The sequence below is a fragment of the Janibacter melonis genome (genome assembly GCF_020567375.1).
Classification (GTDB): Bacteria; Actinomycetota; Actinomycetes; order Actinomycetales; family Dermatophilaceae; genus Marihabitans; species Marihabitans melonis.
This window is the reverse complement of sequence record NZ_JAJBZM010000001.1, coordinates 758,313-776,634: the sequence shown is the minus strand read 5'-3', so window position 1 is coordinate 776,634 and position 18,322 is coordinate 758,313. Positions and strand designations below refer to the sequence as shown.

At 74.3% G+C, this 18,322-nt stretch carries 21 protein-coding genes; 17 read left to right on the top strand and 4 right to left on the bottom strand.

Translation table 11 applies throughout. From position 1 onward, the window contains the following. Positions 1-107: 107 nt before the first annotated feature. The 4 genes from LIV55_RS03620 (at position 108) to LIV55_RS03605 (ending at position 2,097) form a co-directional block, all read left to right on the top strand. Positions 108-566, top strand: a complete 459-nt coding sequence (locus LIV55_RS03620) for an RrF2 family transcriptional regulator (protein ID WP_229299208.1) — start codon at positions 108-110, stop codon at positions 564-566. An 8-nt stretch (positions 567-574) separates the two neighbouring features. Then, complete coding sequence (locus tag LIV55_RS03615; RefSeq protein ID WP_229299207.1) at positions 575-1,240, top strand: FMN-binding negative transcriptional regulator; 666 nt, start codon at positions 575-577, stop codon at positions 1,238-1,240. A 144-nt stretch (positions 1,241-1,384) separates the two neighbouring features. After that, positions 1,385-1,852 carry a 30S ribosomal protein S16 gene (gene rpsP, locus LIV55_RS03610; protein ID WP_229299206.1) on the top strand — a complete coding sequence of 156 codons (468 nt, stop codon included), beginning with the start codon at positions 1,385-1,387 and terminating at the stop codon, positions 1,850-1,852. Between the two features lie 2 nt (positions 1,853-1,854). Next, complete coding sequence (locus LIV55_RS03605) at positions 1,855-2,097, top strand: RNA-binding protein (protein ID WP_068274642.1); 243 nt, start codon at positions 1,855-1,857, stop codon at positions 2,095-2,097. Between the two features lie 70 nt (positions 2,098-2,167). On the opposite strand, the gene LIV55_RS03600 is transcribed toward LIV55_RS03605, so the two are convergent. Continuing rightward, a complete protein-coding gene (locus LIV55_RS03600; RefSeq protein ID WP_229299205.1) occupies positions 2,168-3,685 on the bottom strand; it encodes an FG-GAP-like repeat-containing protein in 1,518 nt (505 codons plus the stop codon). A gap of 146 nt (positions 3,686-3,831) precedes the next feature. On the opposite strand from LIV55_RS03600, the gene rimM reads away from it, so the two are divergent. The 11 genes from rimM (at position 3,832) to LIV55_RS03545 (ending at position 13,527) form a co-directional block, all read left to right on the top strand. Beyond that, complete coding sequence (gene rimM, locus LIV55_RS03595; RefSeq protein WP_191564515.1) at positions 3,832-4,380, top strand: ribosome maturation factor RimM; 549 nt, start codon at positions 3,832-3,834, stop codon at positions 4,378-4,380. After that, positions 4,380-5,591 (top strand): tRNA (guanosine(37)-N1)-methyltransferase TrmD, encoded by a 1,212-nt coding sequence (gene trmD / locus LIV55_RS03590; protein ID WP_229299204.1) that lies wholly within the window; start codon positions 4,380-4,382, stop codon positions 5,589-5,591. Before rimM ends, trmD begins: the two co-directional genes overlap by 1 nt. Positions 5,592-5,874: 283 nt before the next feature. Continuing rightward, positions 5,875-6,231, top strand: a complete 357-nt coding sequence (rplS, locus tag LIV55_RS03585; RefSeq protein ID WP_123093266.1) for a 50S ribosomal protein L19 — start codon at positions 5,875-5,877, stop codon at positions 6,229-6,231. 43 nt (positions 6,232-6,274) lie between these two features. Beyond that, positions 6,275-6,937 carry a signal peptidase I gene (lepB, locus tag LIV55_RS03580; protein WP_068274659.1) on the top strand — a complete coding sequence of 221 codons (663 nt, stop codon included), beginning with the start codon at positions 6,275-6,277 and terminating at the stop codon, positions 6,935-6,937. Between the two features lie 126 nt (positions 6,938-7,063). Further along, complete coding sequence (gene lepB / locus LIV55_RS03575) at positions 7,064-7,861, top strand: signal peptidase I (RefSeq protein WP_229299203.1); 798 nt, start codon at positions 7,064-7,066, stop codon at positions 7,859-7,861. Between the two features lie 4 nt (positions 7,862-7,865). Next, entirely contained in the window at positions 7,866-8,624 is a 759-nt protein-coding gene (gene rnhB, locus LIV55_RS03570) for a ribonuclease HII (RefSeq protein WP_372456486.1), read from the top strand. Continuing rightward, positions 8,621-8,935 (top strand): DUF2469 domain-containing protein, encoded by a 315-nt coding sequence (locus LIV55_RS03565; RefSeq protein ID WP_068274666.1) that lies wholly within the window; start codon positions 8,621-8,623, stop codon positions 8,933-8,935. The genes rnhB and LIV55_RS03565 overlap by 4 nt, the downstream gene beginning before the upstream one ends. Before the next feature lie 348 nt (positions 8,936-9,283). Next, complete coding sequence (locus tag LIV55_RS03560; RefSeq protein ID WP_229299202.1) at positions 9,284-9,655, top strand: YraN family protein; 372 nt, start codon at positions 9,284-9,286, stop codon at positions 9,653-9,655. Further along, on the top strand, positions 9,652-11,190 hold the full coding sequence (locus tag LIV55_RS03555; protein ID WP_229299201.1) for a YifB family Mg chelatase-like AAA ATPase: 1,539 nt from the start codon (positions 9,652-9,654) through the stop codon (positions 11,188-11,190). Before LIV55_RS03560 ends, LIV55_RS03555 begins: the two co-directional genes overlap by 4 nt. After that, complete coding sequence (dprA, locus tag LIV55_RS03550) at positions 11,187-12,389, top strand: DNA-processing protein DprA (protein WP_229299200.1); 1,203 nt, start codon at positions 11,187-11,189, stop codon at positions 12,387-12,389. The genes LIV55_RS03555 and dprA overlap by 4 nt, the downstream gene beginning before the upstream one ends. Positions 12,390-12,597: 208 nt before the next feature. Further along, a complete protein-coding gene (locus LIV55_RS03545; RefSeq protein WP_229299199.1) occupies positions 12,598-13,527 on the top strand; it encodes a tyrosine recombinase XerC in 930 nt (309 codons plus the stop codon). 32 nt (positions 13,528-13,559) lie between these two features. Here the strand turns inward: LIV55_RS03545 and LIV55_RS03540 are convergent, their stop codons facing one another. From LIV55_RS03540 to LIV55_RS03530, 3 genes are all read right to left on the bottom strand, one after another. After that, complete coding sequence (locus LIV55_RS03540; protein WP_229299198.1) at positions 13,560-14,120, bottom strand: murein hydrolase activator EnvC family protein; 561 nt, start codon at positions 14,118-14,120, stop codon at positions 13,560-13,562. Between the two features lie 87 nt (positions 14,121-14,207). Further along, positions 14,208-15,359, bottom strand: coding sequence for an aminotransferase class I/II-fold pyridoxal phosphate-dependent enzyme (locus LIV55_RS03535; RefSeq protein WP_229299197.1), 1,152 nt, complete (start codon positions 15,357-15,359; stop codon positions 14,208-14,210). After that, positions 15,356-16,648: a PucR family transcriptional regulator gene (locus tag LIV55_RS03530; protein ID WP_229299196.1), complete on the bottom strand. Its 1,293-nt coding sequence runs from the start codon at positions 16,646-16,648 to the stop codon at positions 15,356-15,358. Before LIV55_RS03530 ends, LIV55_RS03535 begins: the two co-directional genes overlap by 4 nt. A 155-nt stretch (positions 16,649-16,803) precedes the next feature. Between LIV55_RS03530 and LIV55_RS03525 the strand changes: the two genes are divergently transcribed. Both LIV55_RS03525 and LIV55_RS03520 read left to right on the top strand, forming a co-directional pair. Beyond that, a complete protein-coding gene (locus tag LIV55_RS03525) occupies positions 16,804-17,622 on the top strand; it encodes an ABC transporter ATP-binding protein (RefSeq protein ID WP_224766986.1) in 819 nt (272 codons plus the stop codon). Next, on the top strand, positions 17,615-18,319 hold the full coding sequence (locus tag LIV55_RS03520) for an ABC transporter ATP-binding protein (RefSeq protein WP_123093258.1): 705 nt from the start codon (positions 17,615-17,617) through the stop codon (positions 18,317-18,319). The genes LIV55_RS03525 and LIV55_RS03520 overlap by 8 nt, the downstream gene beginning before the upstream one ends. The last annotated feature ends 3 nt before the right edge of the window (positions 18,320-18,322 follow it).

Below are 18,322 nucleotides of genomic sequence, written 5' to 3'. Positions count from 1 at the left end.
CGACCAGTGGGAGTTGATCAGAACGTCGCGTTATGAGTCAAGTAACGCGGTGTTATGTCTCAGCGGGTGGTCCTCCGGGCCCCCGCCCGACCGGCGATACTGGGCCCATGGACATCTCCGCGCGGTCGGACTACGCGGTGCGCGCGCTGCTCAGCCTCGTCGCCGCGCAGGACGGTCGGCCGGTCTCGGTCGAGCAGCTGAGCGGCGAGCAAGAGCTGCCACGCAAGTTCCTCGAGGCCATCGTCGCCGACCTGCGCCGGGCCGGCCTCGTGACGAGCCGGCGGGGAGCCGCCGGCGGCTACCTCCTCGCCCGGCCGGCCGACGAGATCTCCGTCGGTGACGTCATCCGGGCCGTCGACGGCCCGCTCGCGGAGATCCGGGGCCAGCGCCCCCAGGACCTCGTCTACACCGGGTCGGCGCAGCGCCTGCCCGTCGTGTGGGTCGCCCTGCGCGCCGCCCTGCGCGACGTGCTCGACGACACGTCCCTGGCGGCCATCGCCTCCGGCCAGCTGCCCGCCCTCGTCCAGGACCTCGCCTCACGGCCCGACGCGATGCACAACAGGTAGGGCGAGCGGTGCCCTACCTGCCCCCTCACGACGAGGTCACCGATCTCGCGGTGCTCGCCCCCTTCGTCGCCCGTCACCCGCTCGCCGCGCTCGTGACGCACGACGGCACGACCCCCGACGTCGACCTCGTGCCGCTCCTGCTCCTCGACGACGCCGACGGTCGCCGTCTCGTCGGGCACGTCGCCCGGGCCAACCCGCTGTGGCGTCCCGGTCGGCAGGAGGGGCCGGTCATGGCGACCTTCGGCCCTGCCGAGCACTACGTCTCGCCGACCTGGTACCCGAGCAAGGCCGTGGACCACCGCGTCGTCCCGACGTGGAACTACCTCGTCGTCCACGGGTGGGGCGAGCTCGTCGTCCACGACGACCCTCGCTGGGTGCGCGGTGTCCTCGCCCGGCTCACCACGGCCATGGAGTCCGGCCGGGAGCGGCCGTGGCGCATGGGCATGGCCCCGGCCGACTACCTCGACGCGCGCCTGAGCGACGTCGTCGGCGTCGAGATCCCGCTCACCCGCCTCGTCGGCCGCTTCAAGGTCTCGGCCGCGCGCTCCGACGCGGACCGTCTCGGCGTGCACGACGGCATCGCAGGGGAGGGCGGCGGACGGGCCGTCGAGGACCTCCTGGCGGCGATGTCCGACCCACCGCAGCGCGCTGCGGCGCCTCGCGACGATTCGTGACGCGGGCCGCGCTCTGGCAGACTGGGTCCAGTACACCTTCCGCCGGCAGCCGCCGGCAGATGTCTACCCTGGGCGCCGGCTCCCCGCACCGACTCATCTCGTGCGGTCTCGCCGCGCCCTCAAGCATGACAGGAGACCACTCACGTGGCCGTCAAGATCCGTCTGAAGCGCATGGGCAAGATCCGCGCGCCGTTCTACCGCGTCGTCGTCATGGACTCGCGCACCAAGCGCGATGGCCGGGCCATCGAGGAGATCGGCAAGTACCACCCCACCGAGGAGCCCTCGCTCATCGACATCGACATGGAGCGCGCTGCCTACTGGGTGGCCAACGGTGCGCAGCCGACCGAGGCCGTCGCGCGCCTGCTCGAGGTCGTCGAGAGCGGCAACCTCAAGGTCAAGGACGCCAAGACCCCCAAGAAGGACCTGTACGAGGCTGCCCTCGCCGCGTCCGGCTCGGAGGAGGAGCAGCACAAGGCCGTCACCGCCAAGAAGAAGGCGGACAAGAAGGCCGCTGACGAGGCTGCCGCCGCCAAGGCCGCCGAGGAGGCTGCCGCCGCGGAGACCGCTGCCGAGGCCCCGGCCGAGGCCGACGCCGAGACCAAGCAGGACTGACCGTGCTCGACGAGGCGCTGGAGCACCTGGTCACCGGGATCGTCGACCACAAGGACGAGGTCGTCGTGCGCCAGAAGGACCTGCGTCGCGGCACCGTCCTCGAGGTCCGGGTCCACCCGGACGACCTCGGTCGCGTCATCGGCCGCTCCGGGCGCACCGCCACCGCCCTGCGCACCGTGCTCGGTGCGCTCTCGGGTGGCGAGAGCGTCCGGATCGACATCGTCGACACCGACCGCGAGGGCTGAGCCCGAGCGACACGAAGGGGGCCCGCACCACCGGTGCGGGCCCCCTTCGTCGTCCCCGGGCGGGACGGGCTCAGAAGAGCCCGGTGAACTGGTGGAAGCCGCGGGGGCGTGCGACCGGCTCGAAGGGGTAGGGAGACGCGACGCTCGCCCGGCCCCGGTAGACGAGCAGGTCGTAGGGCCAGCGGCTGCTCACCGCCGCGATGTCGGGCACCCCGTCACGGGTGAGGTCGCCGATCGCGGTGACGTCGAGGTGCGTGTGCCAGCCGGTCCCGACCCGCGAGCGGTAGCTCACGGTGCCGTCGGGGTTCGTCGCGTAGAGGCGCAGCAGGCCCGAGGTCTTGTCGACGGTGAGCAGGTCGGCGCGCCCGTCGCGGGTGAGGTCGCCGGGGCCGATGACGCGGGAGAAGCGGTTCCAGCCCAGGGCCAGACGGGTCTTGCCGGTGAGGACCGCGCTCGTGCCCGAGGGGGTCACCGTGAAGCGGAAGAGCTGCCCGCCGGGGGTGATGGCCAGGACGTCGGGACGCCCGTCGCCGGTGAGGTCGCCGGGCGAGACGAGCTGGGCGTAGGTGTTCCAGTCCTCGGAGCCGGCGACGAGGACGGGCGGCAGGGTGCCCTTGCCGGTCCCGCGGTGCAGGTGCAGCTCGCCGGTGGCGGCGACCCGGGCGAGGACGTCCTGCCGGCCGTCGCCGTCGGCGTCGAGCCGCAGCAGGCCGTTGTAGGCGGACCAGCCGGAGCCGAAGGTGCTCGGGTTGACGAGCGTGCCGGCCGAGCTGCCGCGGTAGATCGTGATGGCGCCGCCGTTGCGCGACGGGGTGTAGCCCAGGACGTCGGGCCGCCCGTCGCCGGTGAAGTCGCCGGAGCCGGAGATGCTCTGCGCGCTCATCGGCTGGGGCTTCTTCGCGCTGCCGAAGGTGAGGGTGCCGTAGTACGTCGTGAGGATCGAGCGGTGCTCGCGCCCGAGACGCCGGGCGCAGTCCTGGCTGCCCCACTGCGACATCCGCACGCCGTTCGCGGCCTTGCCGCACGTGTCGCGGCTCGAGACGTCGTAGCAGTTCATGTTCGCGCAGAACTGCGAGAGGAAGATCTCGCCCCCGCGGTGCATGTACTGGGACCACGTGGCGTCGACCGCGGCGTCGGTGCGGGGGTGCGCCGAGCCGGGGACGTAGAGCTGGTCGGCGACGGTGTCCTTGACGTCGTAGCACGTGCCCTGGTGGACGTAGGTCGTGCTCTTGCGGTGCAGCACCTGGTGCCACGCGAAGGTCTTGGCCGCCATGGCGCCGGCCTCGAGCGAGCGCGAGTCCCACGAGGGGATCCACTCGCGCGGCAGGACGTCCTTGACGTAGCGCTTGAAGTCGACGACGTCGACGCGGCCGAGCTTCGTGCGGTAGACCCGGATCGTCTTGGGCGGCACCGTCTGCGAGGTGTAGCCGGTGCAGCTCGGCAGCACGGAGCGGGTCGTCGTCTGGGGCTGCGGGCTCACCGGTGTGCGGGCGCTCGCGCCGGACGCGGGCGCGAGGGTCAGCGCGACGAGCGCGGCGAGCACGATGGCGAGTGCGGGACGCAGGGGGCGTCGGCGCATGGCGCGCATGGGGTCTCCTCGGCGGGGGGACAGGAGCGGGCGAAGGGGGGCGCCCGGGACGAGGATGGCGTACCGCAGCTGGGCAGGTCTGCCCCGGGCAGGTCACGATTCGGTGGCGTCCGGCGAGCCGCCGCGGGCGAAGTACCGTGGGGCGCATGAGCACCGGTCACGTCGTCGCCCGTATCGGCAAGCCGCACGCGCTGCGCGGCGAGGTGACCGTGCAGCTGCACACCGACGAGCCCGAGGTGCGTCTCGTGCCCGGCGCGGTCCTCACGACGCGGGCGCAGCCGGGCTCCGGCGTGCCCCGTCAGCTGACGATCGCGACGACCCGTGTGCACCGCGGGATCTGGCTCATCGGCTTCGAGGGCATCCCCGACCGCACCGGCGCGGAGTCCCTGCGCGGCACCCGCCTCGTCCTCGACGACGACGCCGTCCTCGCGCCCGCCGACGACGAGGACGACGAGGGCTGGTACGAGGAAGAGCTCGTCGGGCTCGAGGTCCGCGACACCGCGGGCGTCGTCCTCGGCACGGTCGCCGCGCTCGAGCTCGGCACCGCGCAGGACCGTCTCGTCGTCGACCTCGCCGACGGCGGGCGCACGCTCGTCCCCTTCGTCGAGGAGATCGTGCCGACCGTCGACCCCGAGGCCGGCCACGTCGTGCTCGACGCGCCCCCCGGGCTGCTCGAGCTGGGCCGGGAGGGCTGATGAGGCTCGACGTCGTCTCGATCTTCCCCGACTACCTCGCGCCGCTCGACCTCTCGCTCATCGGCAAGGCGCGCCGCGACGGTCTCGTCGACCTGCGGGTGCACGACCTGCGCGACTTCACCCACGACCGCCACCGCACCGTCGACGACACCCCGTACGGCGGGGGAGCCGGCATGGTGATGAAGCCCCAGCCGTGGAGCGAGGCGCTCGACCACGTCCTCGGCACGGCCGACGACGCGAGCGGCCCGGCCCCGGTCCTCGTCGTCCCCGGCCCGGGCGGCCAGCCCTTCGACCAGGCGACGGCGCGCGAGCTCGCGCAGGCCCCGTGGCTCGCCTTCGCGTGCGGGCGCTACGAGGGCATCGACGAGCGCGTCTACGAGTGGGCGGCGCAGCGCATGGAGGTGCGCGTCCTCTCCCTCGGCGACTACGTCCTCAACGGCGGCGAGGTCGCCGTCCTCGCGATGACCGAGGCCGTCGTGCGCCTGCTGCCGGGCGTCGTCGGCAACGCCGAGTCGCTCGTCGAGGAGAGTCACGAAGGGGGTCTGCTCGAGTACCCGATCTACACCAAGCCCTCGGTGTGGGAGGACGGCGACGGGGTCGTCCGAGCCGTGCCCGACGTCCTGCTGTCGGGCGACCACGCCCGGATCGCGGCCTGGCGCCACGAGCAGCGTCTCGAGCGCACCGCCGCCCGGCGGCCCGACCTGCTCGCCGCCGCGGCGACGACCGGCGCGCTCGCCGATCTCGACGCCTCCGTCGCGACGCCTTCTGACGCCCCGGAGATCGCTGTCGTCCAGCGGGCGTGCTGGGCGCAGATGGTCGCCGTCCCGCAGCACTGGTGGGGCGCGCCGGCCGAGAGCGCGCAGGACGTGCGCGACGGGCTCGCGCACTGGGACATCCACGTCTTCCGCAGCGAGGGCCGCCTCGTCGCGTCCGTGCGCGTGCGCCGCGACCCCGCGGACCCGGCGGTGTGGCAGATCGGACGGCTCATGGTCGTCCCCGACCTCCAGGGGCGCGGGATCGGGCGCCAGCTGCTCGCCCACGCCGAGTCGCTCGCGCCGGCCGACGTCACGACCTACTGGCTCAACACCGCGACCGAGGTGCCCCACCTCATGCGCATGTACAAGAAGGCCGGGTACCGACCCGTCGGCCCCGGCGAGGGGCCGGGGACGACCGATCTCACGAAGAGGCGGGCGGCCACCCCTTCGCGCTGACCGCCCCCTTTCGCCGAGGTATGGCAGACGGTCCTCGGACGGGCCGTCGGGGGCGCAGATCTCCATACCTCGGCGAAGGGGAGGGAGCCGGGGGAGGGGCGGGCGCAGCGCGATTTCAGCTCTGCGCGGGTGCTCTGGCACCATGGACTACTGCGCCCGAGTGCTCTGCCCCTGCCACAGGGGGAGTGCGACCACCTGGTCAGCACGCGGCGGACGGGCGCCGCACCATCTCCGGACACATCATGTGCGGGCGGCCTGTGGCGCTCGCGGGAAGCAGAGCATCATGCAGCGTTTCGACGCGATCGACCAGGCCTCCATCAAGGCCGACATCCCCGACTTCCGCGCCGGTGACACCGTCAAGGTGCACGTCAAGGTCATCGAGGGCAACCGCTCCCGTATCCAGGTCTTCCAGGGCGTCGTCATCCGTCGCCATGGCGGCGGCGTCGGCGAGACCTTCACCGCCCGCAAGATCTCCTTCGGCGTCGGCGTGGAGCGCACCTTCCCGCTGCACTCCCCGAACATCGACAAGATCGAGGTCGCGACCCGCGGCGACGTGCGTCGCGCGAAGCTGTACTACCTGCGCGGTCTGCGCGGCAAGGCGGCCCGTATCCGCGAGCGTCGCGACACCCCGGCCAGCTGATCGCCGGGCCGCTGCCAGGTGCAGCGCCTACGCTGAGGCCTCGATGAGCCACGAGACCGACGAGACGACCCCCACCGCCCAGCGGGAGGGGGTCGTCCCGCGTCGTGGGCGCCGCCTGCTGCTCCAGCTCGGGCTGGCCGTCCTGCTCGTCTTCCTCGTCCGCGGGCTCGTCGCGCAGTCCTACTTCGTGCCGACCGCCTCGATGGAGCCGACGATCCAGGTCGGCGACCGCGTCGTCGTGAGCAAGATCCACGGAGAGCTCGAGCCGGGCGACCTCGTCGTCCTCGACGGCACCGGCACGCTCGCGCCGGCGGACCGCTCGGCCTTCGTCTCCGACGGTCTGATCGGGCGCACCCTGGCCTCCGTCGCGTCGACCTTCGGGATCGACCTCGGCGAGCAGGACTACCTCAAGCGGGTGGGCGCGGTCGGCGGGCAGCGCCTGTCGTGCACGCCCGAGGGCGGGCTCGTGCGCGACGGCGAGCCGGTCGCCGAGCCCTACCTGCCGGCGGGCGAGCGGTCGTGCACCGACCCCTTCGACGTCGAGGTCCCGCAGGACCGGATCTTCGTCCTCGGCGACAACCGCGCCCGCTCGGCGGACTCGCGGTCGCTGCTCGGCAAGCCCGGTGGCGGGATGATCCGCACCGACGACGTCGTCGGCACCGTCGTGTGGCGGTACTGGCCGCTCTCGGCGCTCGGCTCCCCGTGACCTGGGCCGATGCCTGACCCCGACGACGGTGCGCCGGACGGCTCGCGATGTGCGAGCCCGCCGCAGCGTCGGTGATACTGGCCGTGCCAGGCGTCCTGCCGCCGGCCGGACGAGCAAGGAGACCACGTGGGTACTGACGCCGACTCGGCACGCGCCGAGGCGAAGGACGAGACGCCGGAGGGCGAGCGACGACCCGGTGTCGGTGCCCGCATCGGCGGCGCCGTGCGCGAGCTGGTCATCGTCCTCGCGATGGCCCTCACCCTCTCCTTCGTCGTCAAGACCTTCCTGCTCCAGGCCTTCTACATCCCCAGCGAGTCGATGGAGGACACCCTCCTCGTCGGGGACCGGGTCGTCGTCTCGAAGCTCACGCCGGGCCCCTTCGACCTCCAGCGCGGTGACGTCGTCGTCTTCGGCGACCCGGGCGACTGGCTCAACGAGACGCCTCCCGTCAACCACGGGGCCGCGCTCAACGCGGTGCGCGACACGATGACCTTCGTCGGGCTGCTCCCCGACACCTCAGAGGGACACCTCATCAAGCGCGTCATCGGGCTGCCCGGCGACCGCGTCCAGTGCTGCGGCAGCGACGGCAAGCTCATGGTCAACGGCGCGACGATCGACGAGGCGAGCTATCTCAAGCCCGGGTCGAGCCCGAGCAGCGTCGACTTCGACATCACCGTGCCCGAGGGCAAGGTGTGGGTCATGGGCGACAACCGCGACGACAGCTCGGACTCGCGCTTCCACGACCCGAGCGGCACGGGTCGCGACGGCGCCGTGCCGATCGACCTCGTCGTCGGGCGTGCGCGCTTCACCGTGTGGCCCCTCGACCGCGCGTCGAGCCTGTCGAACCACTCCGAGGTCTTCGCCGACGTGCCGCGGACCCGCGTCGCTGCTGGCCCCGGCGGCCAGGTCGTCGCCGCGCGGTGATCGCGTGAGCGCTCCCGCCCGGCTGCCCGCCCGCCGCACGAAGGGGGGCCGCCCCACCTCGACCAAGCCCAGCCTGCGCGTCGAGCGCGACCTGCAGCGGCAGGGCTTCCGCGTGCTCGCGGGCATGGACGAGGTCGGCCGGGGCGCGCTCGCCGGTCCGGTGAGCGTCGGGGTGGTCGTCGTCGACGAGACCGTGCGCTCCGCACCCCAGGGGGTGCGCGACTCCAAGCTCATGACGGCCGCCGCCCGCGAGCAGATCGTGCCGCGGCTGCGGCGGTGGGCGGTCGCGAGCGCGGTGGGCCACGCGAGCGCCGCCGAGATCGACGAGATCGGCATCATGGCCGCGCTGCGGCTCGCCGGGTGCCGGGCCCTCGCCGCCCTCGACGTCGTGCCCGACCTCGTCATCCTCGACGGCAACCACGACTGGCTCACCGCCCCCGAGGAGGTCGGGCTCTTCGCCGAGCTGTCCGAGGGGCCCGCGACCCCGCCGGTGACGACGATGATCAAGGCCGACCTCGCGTGCTCGTCCGTCGCCGCGGCGAGCGTGCTCGCCAAGGTCGAGCGCGACACGCAGATGGTGGCGCTGGCGCAGGAGCACCCGCAGTACGGGTGGGCCGAGAACAAGGGCTACTCGGCGAGCGCGCACATGGACGCCCTCGCCGCGCACGGCCCGTGCGTGCTCCACCGCCGCTCCTGGAGCCTGCCGGGCGTCGGGCATGATGACCAGGTGCCCGCACCCGACCCTGAGCAGGTGAGCTCATGAGCGCCGAGGACCTCGAGAAGTACGAGACCGAGATGGAGCTCGCGCTCTACCGCGAGTACCGCGACGTCGTGCACCTCTTCAGCCACGTCGTCGAGACCGACCGCCGCTTCTACCTCGCGAACTCCGTGCAGGTCGACGTCCGCGGCGAGGGTGCCGAGGTGTACTTCGAGGTGACGATGGAGGACGCGTGGGTGTGGGACATCTACCGCCCCGCCCGCTTCGCCAAGCACGTCCGTGTCGTCACCTTCAAGGACGTCAACGTCGAGGAGCTCGCCAAGAGCGACCTCGAGGTGCCGAAGACCGGCTTCTGAGAGGTCCGAGTCCTCCGGTGCCGGAGGGCCGCCGGGGCCTCGGTCGGGGAGGTCGGTCGGCGCCGTGTGGTGAGGACCGACCGGGAAACCTCGGCGTGACCGGGACACCTCTGCCTGACCTGGTCATGACCCGGTCCTCCACGGGTGTCCCGGTCACGGGCGGGTGTCCCGGACCGCACCCGGGACCCTGCCGTCCGAAGGGGGGAGCCCGGGACCCAGCCGTCCGAAGGGGGAGCCCGGGCTCGTCGTCCACAGGCCGCTCGTCGCTGCGGTCGTCGTCCACAGGGCGGCGCCCACCCCTTCGTGACGGGGGAGCGCCGCCGTTGACTGGCGGCGGAGGTGGTCGAGATGACCGAGATCCCGACGGATCGACGGCAGGTGGGGGCCGAGGGCGAGCGGGTGGCCGAGCGCTATCTCGTCGCGCGGGGCATGGAGGTGGTCGACCGCAACTGGCGGTGCCCCACCGGTGAGGTCGACCTCGTGCTGCGCGACGGCGACGACCTCGTCGTGTGCGAGGTCAAGACGCGGCGCAGCACGCGCTTCGGACAGCCGGTCGAGGCGATCACCCGCGCGAAGCTCGCCCGCCTGCGCCGGCTCGCCGGGTGCTGGCTCGAGGCCCACGAGGTGCCCACGCGTCGGGTGCGGCTCGACGTCGTCGCGCTGCTGCGCCACCCGGACGGCACGTACGCCGTGACCCACGTGCGAGGGGCCGGCGCATGAGCATCGCCGTGACCCGGGCCGTCGCCCTGCGCGGCATCGCCGGCCATGTCGTCGACGTCGAGTGCCACATCGGCCACGGTCTGCCGTGCTTCGAGCTCGGCGGTCTGCCGGACACGGCGCTGCGTCAGGCCCCGCAGCGGGTCCGGGCGGCCGCGCTGTCGGCGGGCTGCTCGCTCAACGCGCGCCAGCTCACCGTCAACCTCTCGCCGGCCGCGATCCCCAAGCACGGCACCGGATTCGACCTCGCCATCGCGGTGGCCGCACTGGCGGCGGCCGAGGCGATGCCCGCCGACGCGGTCCGGCCGGTCGTGCACGTCGCCGAGCTCGGTCTCGACGGTCGGCTGCGCCACGTCACAGGCGTCCTGCCGGCGGTCCTCGCGGCGCGCGAGGCCGGCTGCCGCCACGTCGTCGTGGCGCCCGAGGACGTCGTCGAGGCACGGCTCGTCGACGGGGTGCGCATCTCGACGGCGCAGCGCCTGGGCGATCTCGTCGGTGCGTACCGGGCGCTGCGCGGTGGGTCCCGGCTCCCCGAGGCGGACGAGCCGGTCTCGCCGGCGGCGAGGGAGCCGGCTCGCGCGCTGGACCTCGCCGACGTCAGCGGGCAGCACGAGGCCCGCGCCGCGCTGACCCTCGCAGCTGCCGGCGGGCACCACCTCATGCTCACGGGGCCGCCCGGCTCGGGCAAGACGATGCTCGCCGAGCGCCTCGTGACGATCCTCCCGCCGCTCACGTCGGCCCAGGCCCTCGAGACCCTGGCGGTGCGCTCCCTCGTCGGGGCGGTGCTGCCGGGCCGTCTCGACCTGACGCCCCCCTTCGTCGCCCCGCACCACTCGGCCTCCACCGCGGCCCTCGTCGGCGGCGGCTCGGGAGCGGTGCTGCCCGGCGCGGTCTCGCAGGCCCATCACGGCGTGCTCTTCCTCGACGAGGCGGCGGAGTTCGCCGGCTCGGTCCTCCAGGCCCTGCGTCAGCCGCTGGAGTCGGGCCAGGTCGTCGTCGCCCGGGCGCGCGAGCGGGTCACCTACCCGGCGCGCGTCCAGCTCGTCCTCGCGGCCAACCCCTGCCCGTGCGGCGAGGGCTACGGCAAGGCGCTCGCCTGCCGCTGCCGCCCGACGGAGCGTCGGGCGTACGCCGCCCGGCTCAGCGGTCCGCTCATGGACCGCGTCGACATCCAGGTGCAGGTGCCGAAGGTGAGCCTGGCCGACCTCAGCGAGGTGCCGCCCGACACGAGCGCCGAGATCGCCGCGCGGGTGCAGGTCGCCCGTGACGCGCAGCGGGCTCGCTGGCAGCAGCACGGATGGACGCTCAACTCGCAGGTGCCCGGCCCGGTCCTGCGACGGGCACCGTGGCGGCTGCCGCGCGGGGTCACCGCGACCCTCGACCGCGCGCTCGAGCTCGGGCAGATCACCGGCCGCGGCTACGACCGGGTGCTGCGCCTGGCGTGGACGAGCGCCGACCTCTTCGGGCGTGAGGTGCCGACCTCGTCCGACGTCGGCCTGGCGCTCATGTACCGCACCCAGGGCGCGGTGGCGGCATGAGCGCCCCGCTGCGCACGCCCAGGCCGGGTGAGCAACGGGTCGCCCACGACATGGTGGGCACCGACGAGCGGCGGGCCCGGCTCGCCTGGGCCACCGTGCTCGAGATCGGGCAGGAGCGGGCGTCGCACGACCCGCCCGCGCTCTGCCGCTCGATCCGGGAGCACGGCCACGTCGGGGCGTGGCACCGACTGGTCGCCGGCGAGCTGCGCGGTGCGGACGGCGCCCGGGCACGGGTGCTCCAGACCGACGTCGACGCCGAGCTCTCGCGGGTCGAGCGCGTGGGCGCGCGGGTCGTCGTGCCCGGTGACGACGAGTGGCCCGACGGCCTTGCCGACGAGCGGGTCGAGCCCCACGTGCTGTACCTGCGCGGCACCGGCCACCTCCGTCACGTCGCTGCGCGTGCGGTGGGGGTCGTCGGGTCGCGGGCGAGCACCGGCTACGGCGAGGCGGTCGCGCGCGACCTCGGCGCCGGGCTGTCGTCCCGGGGGTGGGGCGTCGTGTCCGGCGCAGCCTTCGGGATCGACGCCGCCGCGCACCTCGGAGCCCTCGCGGTCGGCGGGCCAGGGGTCGCCGTCCTCGCGTGCGGGCCGGACCAGGTCTACCCCCAGGCGCACCGCCGGCTCGTGGACGAGATCGCCCAGACGGGCGTCGTCGTCACGGAGCAGCCCGTCGGGCGCGTCGCCCGTCGGCACCGCTTCCTCACCCGCAACCGGCTCATCGCCGCGCTGTCGCGCTGCGTCGTCGTCGTCGAGGCCGGCCCGAGATCGGGCTCGCTCAACACCGCAGGCTGGGCCGAGGCGCTCGGACGCCCGGTCGGTGCCGTGCCGGGCCCGGTGACCTCGATGGCCTCTGCCGGGTGCCACGAGCGGATCTCGCGGGGCGAGGCCCACCTCGTCACCGACGCCGAGGACGTGCTGCGGCTCGCGGCGCCGATCGGAGACCCCGACCTGCTCGCGCGCGAGGACGTCGGCGCGCTCGGTCCGGCCCGGGAGGCCGATGCGCTCACCCAGCACCAGCGTCAGGTCTACGACGTGCTCGCGCCACGACGCGAGTCCAGCGTCGGGCACATCGCGACCGAGCTCGCGCTGCCCGTCACCGAGGTGCTCACCCAGCTCGCGGCGCTGCAGCTCGAGGGCTTCGCCGCGCAGGGCGAGTCGGGGTGGGTGCGGCGGCACCCAGCGGGGTCGCCGCACCGGTAGGGCCACCGTCCGGGGGCGTCCCCCTCCGCCCCCGGCCGGTGGTCATCGCGCTGCGGTCGTCCCGCCCCGCTGATGGCCCGGGACCGCTCTCGTCCGCCGCCGCCCAGTCACCCGGTACCGAGGTCGCCCGCTGGCCGCTCGGTGGGGGAGCGCCACCGGCCGCGTGCCGCTGCGCGTCCCGGCGTCTCGCAGGTGCGACCGTGGGGGAGTGAGCACACGGACGGCACCGGCCTGGGCGCAGCGTCATCTCGACGACTTCGTCGGGCATCTCGCCGCGGAGCGCGACCGTTCCGAGCACACGGTGCGCGCCTATCGCGGCGACGTCGGGGCCTGCCTGGCCTGGTGCGCCGAGCACGGCGGCACCGGCTCCCTGCGCGAGATCACGCTCGCGGACCTGCGCTCGTGGCTCGGCGAGATGTCGCAGCAGGGGGTCGCCCGCAGCACCCTGGCCCGGCGCGCGGCGGCGGTGCGCACCTTCTTCGGATGGGCGCGACGAACCGGTCTCGTCGACACCGACCCGGCCCTGCGCCTGGCGAGCCCGCGCCGTGAGCGCACCCTGCCCGACCTGCTCACCGCGACGAGCGCGGGCGAGCTCCTCGACGTCGCCGAGGTCGCCGCCGACGACGACGACCCCGTGCACCGGCGCAACCGCGCCGTCCTCGAGCTGCTCTACGCGACAGGGATCCGGGTCGGCGAGCTCGTCGGGCTCGACGTCGACGACCTCGACGCCGACCGACAGGTCGTGCGCGTGCTCGGCAAGGGGCGCAAGGAGCGGGTCGTGCCCTACGGCGCGCCGGCCGCCCGCGCCCTCGAGGAGTGGCTGCGCGACGGCCGACCCCGCCTGGCGGTGCCCACCTCGGGGCCCGCGCTCTTCCTCGGCCGTCGGGGCCGCAGGGTCGACCCGCGTCAGGTGCGCACCGTCGTCCACGACCTGCTGCGGCACGTCCCTGACGCCCCCGACCTCGGCCCCCACGGGCTGCGCCACAGCGCGGCCACCCACCTCCTCGACGGCGGCGCCGACCTGAGGATGGTCCAGGAGCTGCTCGGCCACGCCTCGCTCGCGACGACCCAGATCTACACGCACGTCTCGGCCGAGCGGCTGCGGCGCTCCTACGACCAGGCCCACCCCCGGGCCTGAGGGTCACGGCGCCGAGAGCGAGGCGACCGGCCTCAGCCCCTCGGCACCGGCAGGAGGATCACCCGCACCCCGCCGAAGAAGGGGCGCGGGTCGAGGTAGTCACGCCCTCGCAGGGCGCCGACGTGCAGGCAGGTCGACGGGGCGCAGTGACCGGGCTCGGGGCTCAACGTGCCCAGTCGCTGACCGCGGCCGACGCGATCGCCCGTCTCCACCGCCGGGGCCACCGGCTCGTAGGTGCTGCGCACCCCGTCGGCGTGGTTCACGGTGACCGTGCCGCGCCCCGCCACCCGGCCGCGGTGGGTGACCACGCCGTCGGCCGTCGCCCGGACGGGCTCCCCGGTGGACCCGGCGAGGTCGATGCCGCGGTGACCCGGCCCCCACCGAGACGTCGGGGCCTCGAAGGGGGCGACGACCTCGGGCCGCGGGCGCAGCGGCCAGGCCCAGCGGGCCCCCTTCGCGCTCGTCTCGACCTCGCTGCTCGGCGTGCTCGCGACCGCACGAGGCGGGGTGGTCGCCGAGGGAGAGGTGACGGCAGAGGCACCCGCGAGGGCGACGAGCGCGAGAGCGGCAGCGGGCGCGACGGAGGAGACCATGAGGCCCACCGTCCCGCTCGCAGGACGGCCACGGGACCCCGGTCGGGCGGGTGTGGACGACAGCCCCACGCCCCGTGCCCCTGTGGATCAGGCGCGCAGCCGGGCGGTGCCCTCGCGGATCCTGTCCTCGCTCTTGCAGAAGGCGAAGCGCACGAGGCTCTCGACGCCGGCGGGGCTCTCGCAGAAGGCGCTCACCGGCACGGCGGCGACGCCGAGCCGCTGCGGGATCTCCAGGCACCAGGCCATCGCGTCGCTCACCCCGATCGGCGCCGCGTCGGCGACGACGAAGTAGCCCCCCTGCGGCACGAGCGGCTCCAGGCCTGCGGTGCGCAGGCCGTCGACGAGCAGGTCCCGGCGGCGGCCGAGCTCGCGCGTCAACGGGTCGACGAGCTCGCCGATGCGCCCGAGGCCCTCCGCGACGGCCGGCTGGTAGGCCGCACCGCCGGAGAAGGTCAGCCACTGGCTCGTGCTGGCGACGACCTCGACGAGCTCGGGGGCGCCGCTCGCCCAGCCGACCTTCCACCCCGTGACCGAGAAGGTCTTGCCGGCCGAGGAGATCGTGATCGTGCGCTCCCACATGCCCGGCAGGCTCGCCATCGGCACGTGCTGCACCCCGTCGAAGGTCATGTGCTCGTACACCTCGTCGGTGACGACGACCGCGTCGTGCCGGCGCGCCTGCTCCGCGACGAGCTCGAGCTCGGCCGGCGTGAAGACCTTGCCCGTCGGGTTGTGCGGGCTGTTGAGCAGGATGACCGCCGTCCGCGGGCCGCAGGCGGCGGCGAGCGCGTCGGCGTCCACCGCGAGGTCCGGGGCGCGAAGGGGGACCCGCCGCAGCGTGCCGCCGGCGAGGTCGACGAGGGCTGCGTACGCGTCGTACGCGGGCTCGAAGGTGACGACCTCGTCACCCGGCTCGACGAGCCCGAGGACGCTCGCGGCGAGCGCCCCCGTCGCACCGGTCGTCACGGCGACGCCCGTCGCCGGGTCGACCGGCAGGTCGTAGTGCTCGCGCTGGTGGCGGGCGACCGCCTCGCGCAGCTCGGGCACGCCGCGCGAGGGCGGGTACTGGTTGTGCCCTGCGGCCAGCGCCGCGCGCGCCGCCTCGACGACGGCCTGTGGCGCCGGGTCGTCGGGGAAGCCCTGCCCGAGGTTGACCGCGCCGTGCTCGAGCGCCAGGCCCGACATCGTCGCGAAGACGGACTCGCCGTGCGGGCGCAGCCGCCGCACGAGCCGCCCGCTCATGACCGGACCTCGCCGTCGGCCCCAGATCCCAGACCGGCCAGGCCCGAGTCGAGGGCCGTCGCGGCGAGCGTGAGCAGGAGACGGTCGCGCGGGGCGTCGAGCGAGAGGCCGGTGAGCTCCTCGACCCGCTTGACGCGGTAGATGACGGTGTTGCGGTGGCACACGAGGTCCTCCGCCGCGTACGTCGCGGAGCCGCCGTGGCGCAGCACGGCGACGAGGGTCTCGAGGAGCACCTCGCGGGTCACGCCGCCCACCGACAGCAGCGGGCCCAGCGTGGCCTCGACGAGCTGGGTCGTGAGCGACGGGCTGGCCGCGAGGAGCGCCTCGGGGAGGCGCTCGGAGATGTCGACGACGGCGTCGCTGCCGCGGGGGAGCGACACCGCGGCGGCGAGGGCGCTGTCCTGGGCGGCGAGGACCCCGGAGAGCCCGTCGCGGCAGGTCGCCGAGCCGACGCGCCCCCGGACGGTGCGCTCGAGCACCTTGCGCACGCGGGTCCCGTCGTCGGGGCTCGGCACGAGACCGAGGACGTGGGCGCCCTGGCGGCGCCAGTGCGAGAGGTACCCGGCGTCCTGCAGGCGCTCGCGCACGAGGTCGGGCGTCGAGGGCCCGTCCGCGGGCGGGAGCCAGACGAGGACGAGGAGGGCGGAGTCGTGGTCGAGGCCGAGCACCGAGCGCGCCCGGGCGGCGAAGTCGGCCTCGGCGCCACGACCTTGGCTCAGCCCCTCGAGGACCTCGGCGACCCGGGCCGGGTCACGCTGATCGCGGGCCAGCTCCTCGCGTCGGTAGCTGTCGCGCAGCACCGTCCCCTGCACGTCGAGGGTCGACCACAGCAGCCGTCCGGCCCGCATGAGCGCCCGGTCGGGCACGTCGAGGCGGTGGCCGGCCTCGAGCAGGGCCTCCCACATGAGGCGGCTGCCGATCATGTACGTCGTGAGGACGATCTCCATCGGCACGCCCTGCTGGGCCCGGCGCCGACCGGTCTCGCGCCACAGGTCGATGGCCCGGCGCTGGGCCGGGCGCTGGTCGGCGAGGCGCTCGATCCCGGCGCGCACGTGGTCGCGGATGCTCGCCCGCAGCTCGGCGGCGCGGCCGGGCTCGTCGAGCCCGTAGCCGAGGTCACCGCCGTCGAGCAGCTGAGCCGCGACGGCCTCGGCGATGTGATCGGCCCGTGATCGCAGCGCGTCGAAGGCGGGGGCGAGGACCTCGCGCTCGGCGCTCGTCAGCAGCACCGTGCCGTCGCCCTGCTCCGCGGCCTGGTCCGGCCCGGGTCGGTGGCTGGTCTGCGTCATGACCCCAGCATGTCAGTCTCCTGCCGCCGACCGTCGACGACAACGGGCGCAGGGCACTGGGTGTCTTGTGCGGTGCGCCCATAGCGCCGGAGCGCTGCGCACGTCAGGGTCGCTGCAACCTCACAGCGACGTGAGGTCGTCGTCGAGGAGGACTCGTGCCCACCCCTGTCATGACTGAGCCCGTGCTCGAGATGGACGCCATCACCGTCCGCTTCGGGGGCGTGGTCGCCCTCTCGGACGTCAGCCTCGACGTCCGCCCCCGCGAGGTCCTCGGGGTCATCGGGCCCAACGGCGCCGGCAAGACCACCCTCTTCAACGTCGCCTGCGGCTTCGTCACCCCGACGCAGGGCCGGCTGACCTTCGAGGGCGCCGACGTCACCGGGTGGGGACCGAGCTCGCTCGTCGAGCGCGGCGTCGCCCGCTCGCTGCAGGGCCTGGGTCTCTTCGACCGTCTCAGCGTCCTCGACAACGTCCTCGTCGGCGCCGACGTCCACTCGCGCGCCGGCTTCTTCTCCTCGCTGCTGGCCCTGCCGCGCGGGGCCCGTGACGAGCAGGCGCTCGTCGAGCGCTCGATGGACGTCCTCGAGCGGCTGGGCATCCGCGATCGCGCGGCCTCGGTCGTCGGGGGGCTGCCCTACCCCCTTCGCAAGCGGGTCGCCCTGGCTCGCGCCCTCGTCGCCGAGCCCCGTCTGCTCCTCCTCGACGAGCCGGCCTCCGGTCTGTCCGAGGGGGAGATGAGCGAGCTCGGAGACATCATCCGCGACCTCGCCGGCGACGTCTGCGTCATGCTCGTCGAGCACCACATGGACCTCGTCATGCGCGTGTGCGACCGGCTCACGGTCCTCGACTTCGGGCGCACCATCGCGACCGGCACGCCCGAGGAGGTCCGCGACGACCCGGACGTCCTCGAGGCCTACCTCGGCGGCGCCGTCGACGACGGGCCCGCGCAGACGACGGGGGGCCACGGTGCTTGAGCTCGTCGGAGTCACCAGCCGCTACGGCCCGGTGACCGCTCTCCACGACGTCGACCTCGTCGCCGAGGCCGGGCGGATCACCGCGGTCCTCGGGGCCAACGGCGCCGGCAAGACGACCCTGCTGCGGACGATCTCGGGTCTGCACCGCGCGGACAAGGGGACGATCCGCTTCGACGGGCGCGACATCACCCGCCTGTCGACCGACGCGATGACCCGGGCCGGGATGGCGCACGTGCCCGAGGGGCGCGGCGTCATCACCGAGCTCACCGTCCGCGAGAACCTGCGCCTGGGCCAGCTCGGCCGGTCACGCTCGGGGACCGCGATGAGCATCGACGACGTCGTCGACCTCTTCCCCGTCCTCGGCGACCGCTCCGCGGCCCTCGCGCACACCCTCTCCGGCGGCGAGCGCCAGATGCTCGTCATCGGGCGCGCCCTGCTCGCCACCCCCCGGATGCTCCTGCTCGACGAGCCGAGCCTGGGGCTCGCGCCGCGCATCGTCACCCAGATCTTCGGGATCGTCCGTCAGCTCGTCGAGTCGCAGGGCCTCACCGTCCTGCTCGTCGAGCAGAACGCCCGCAGCGCGCTGTCCATCGCCGACGTCGGCGTCGTCCTCAACCTCGGGCGGGTGGTGGCCCAGGACAGCGCGGCCGTGCTGTCCGCCGACGAGGGCCTGCGCCATGCCTACCTCGGCTACTGAGAA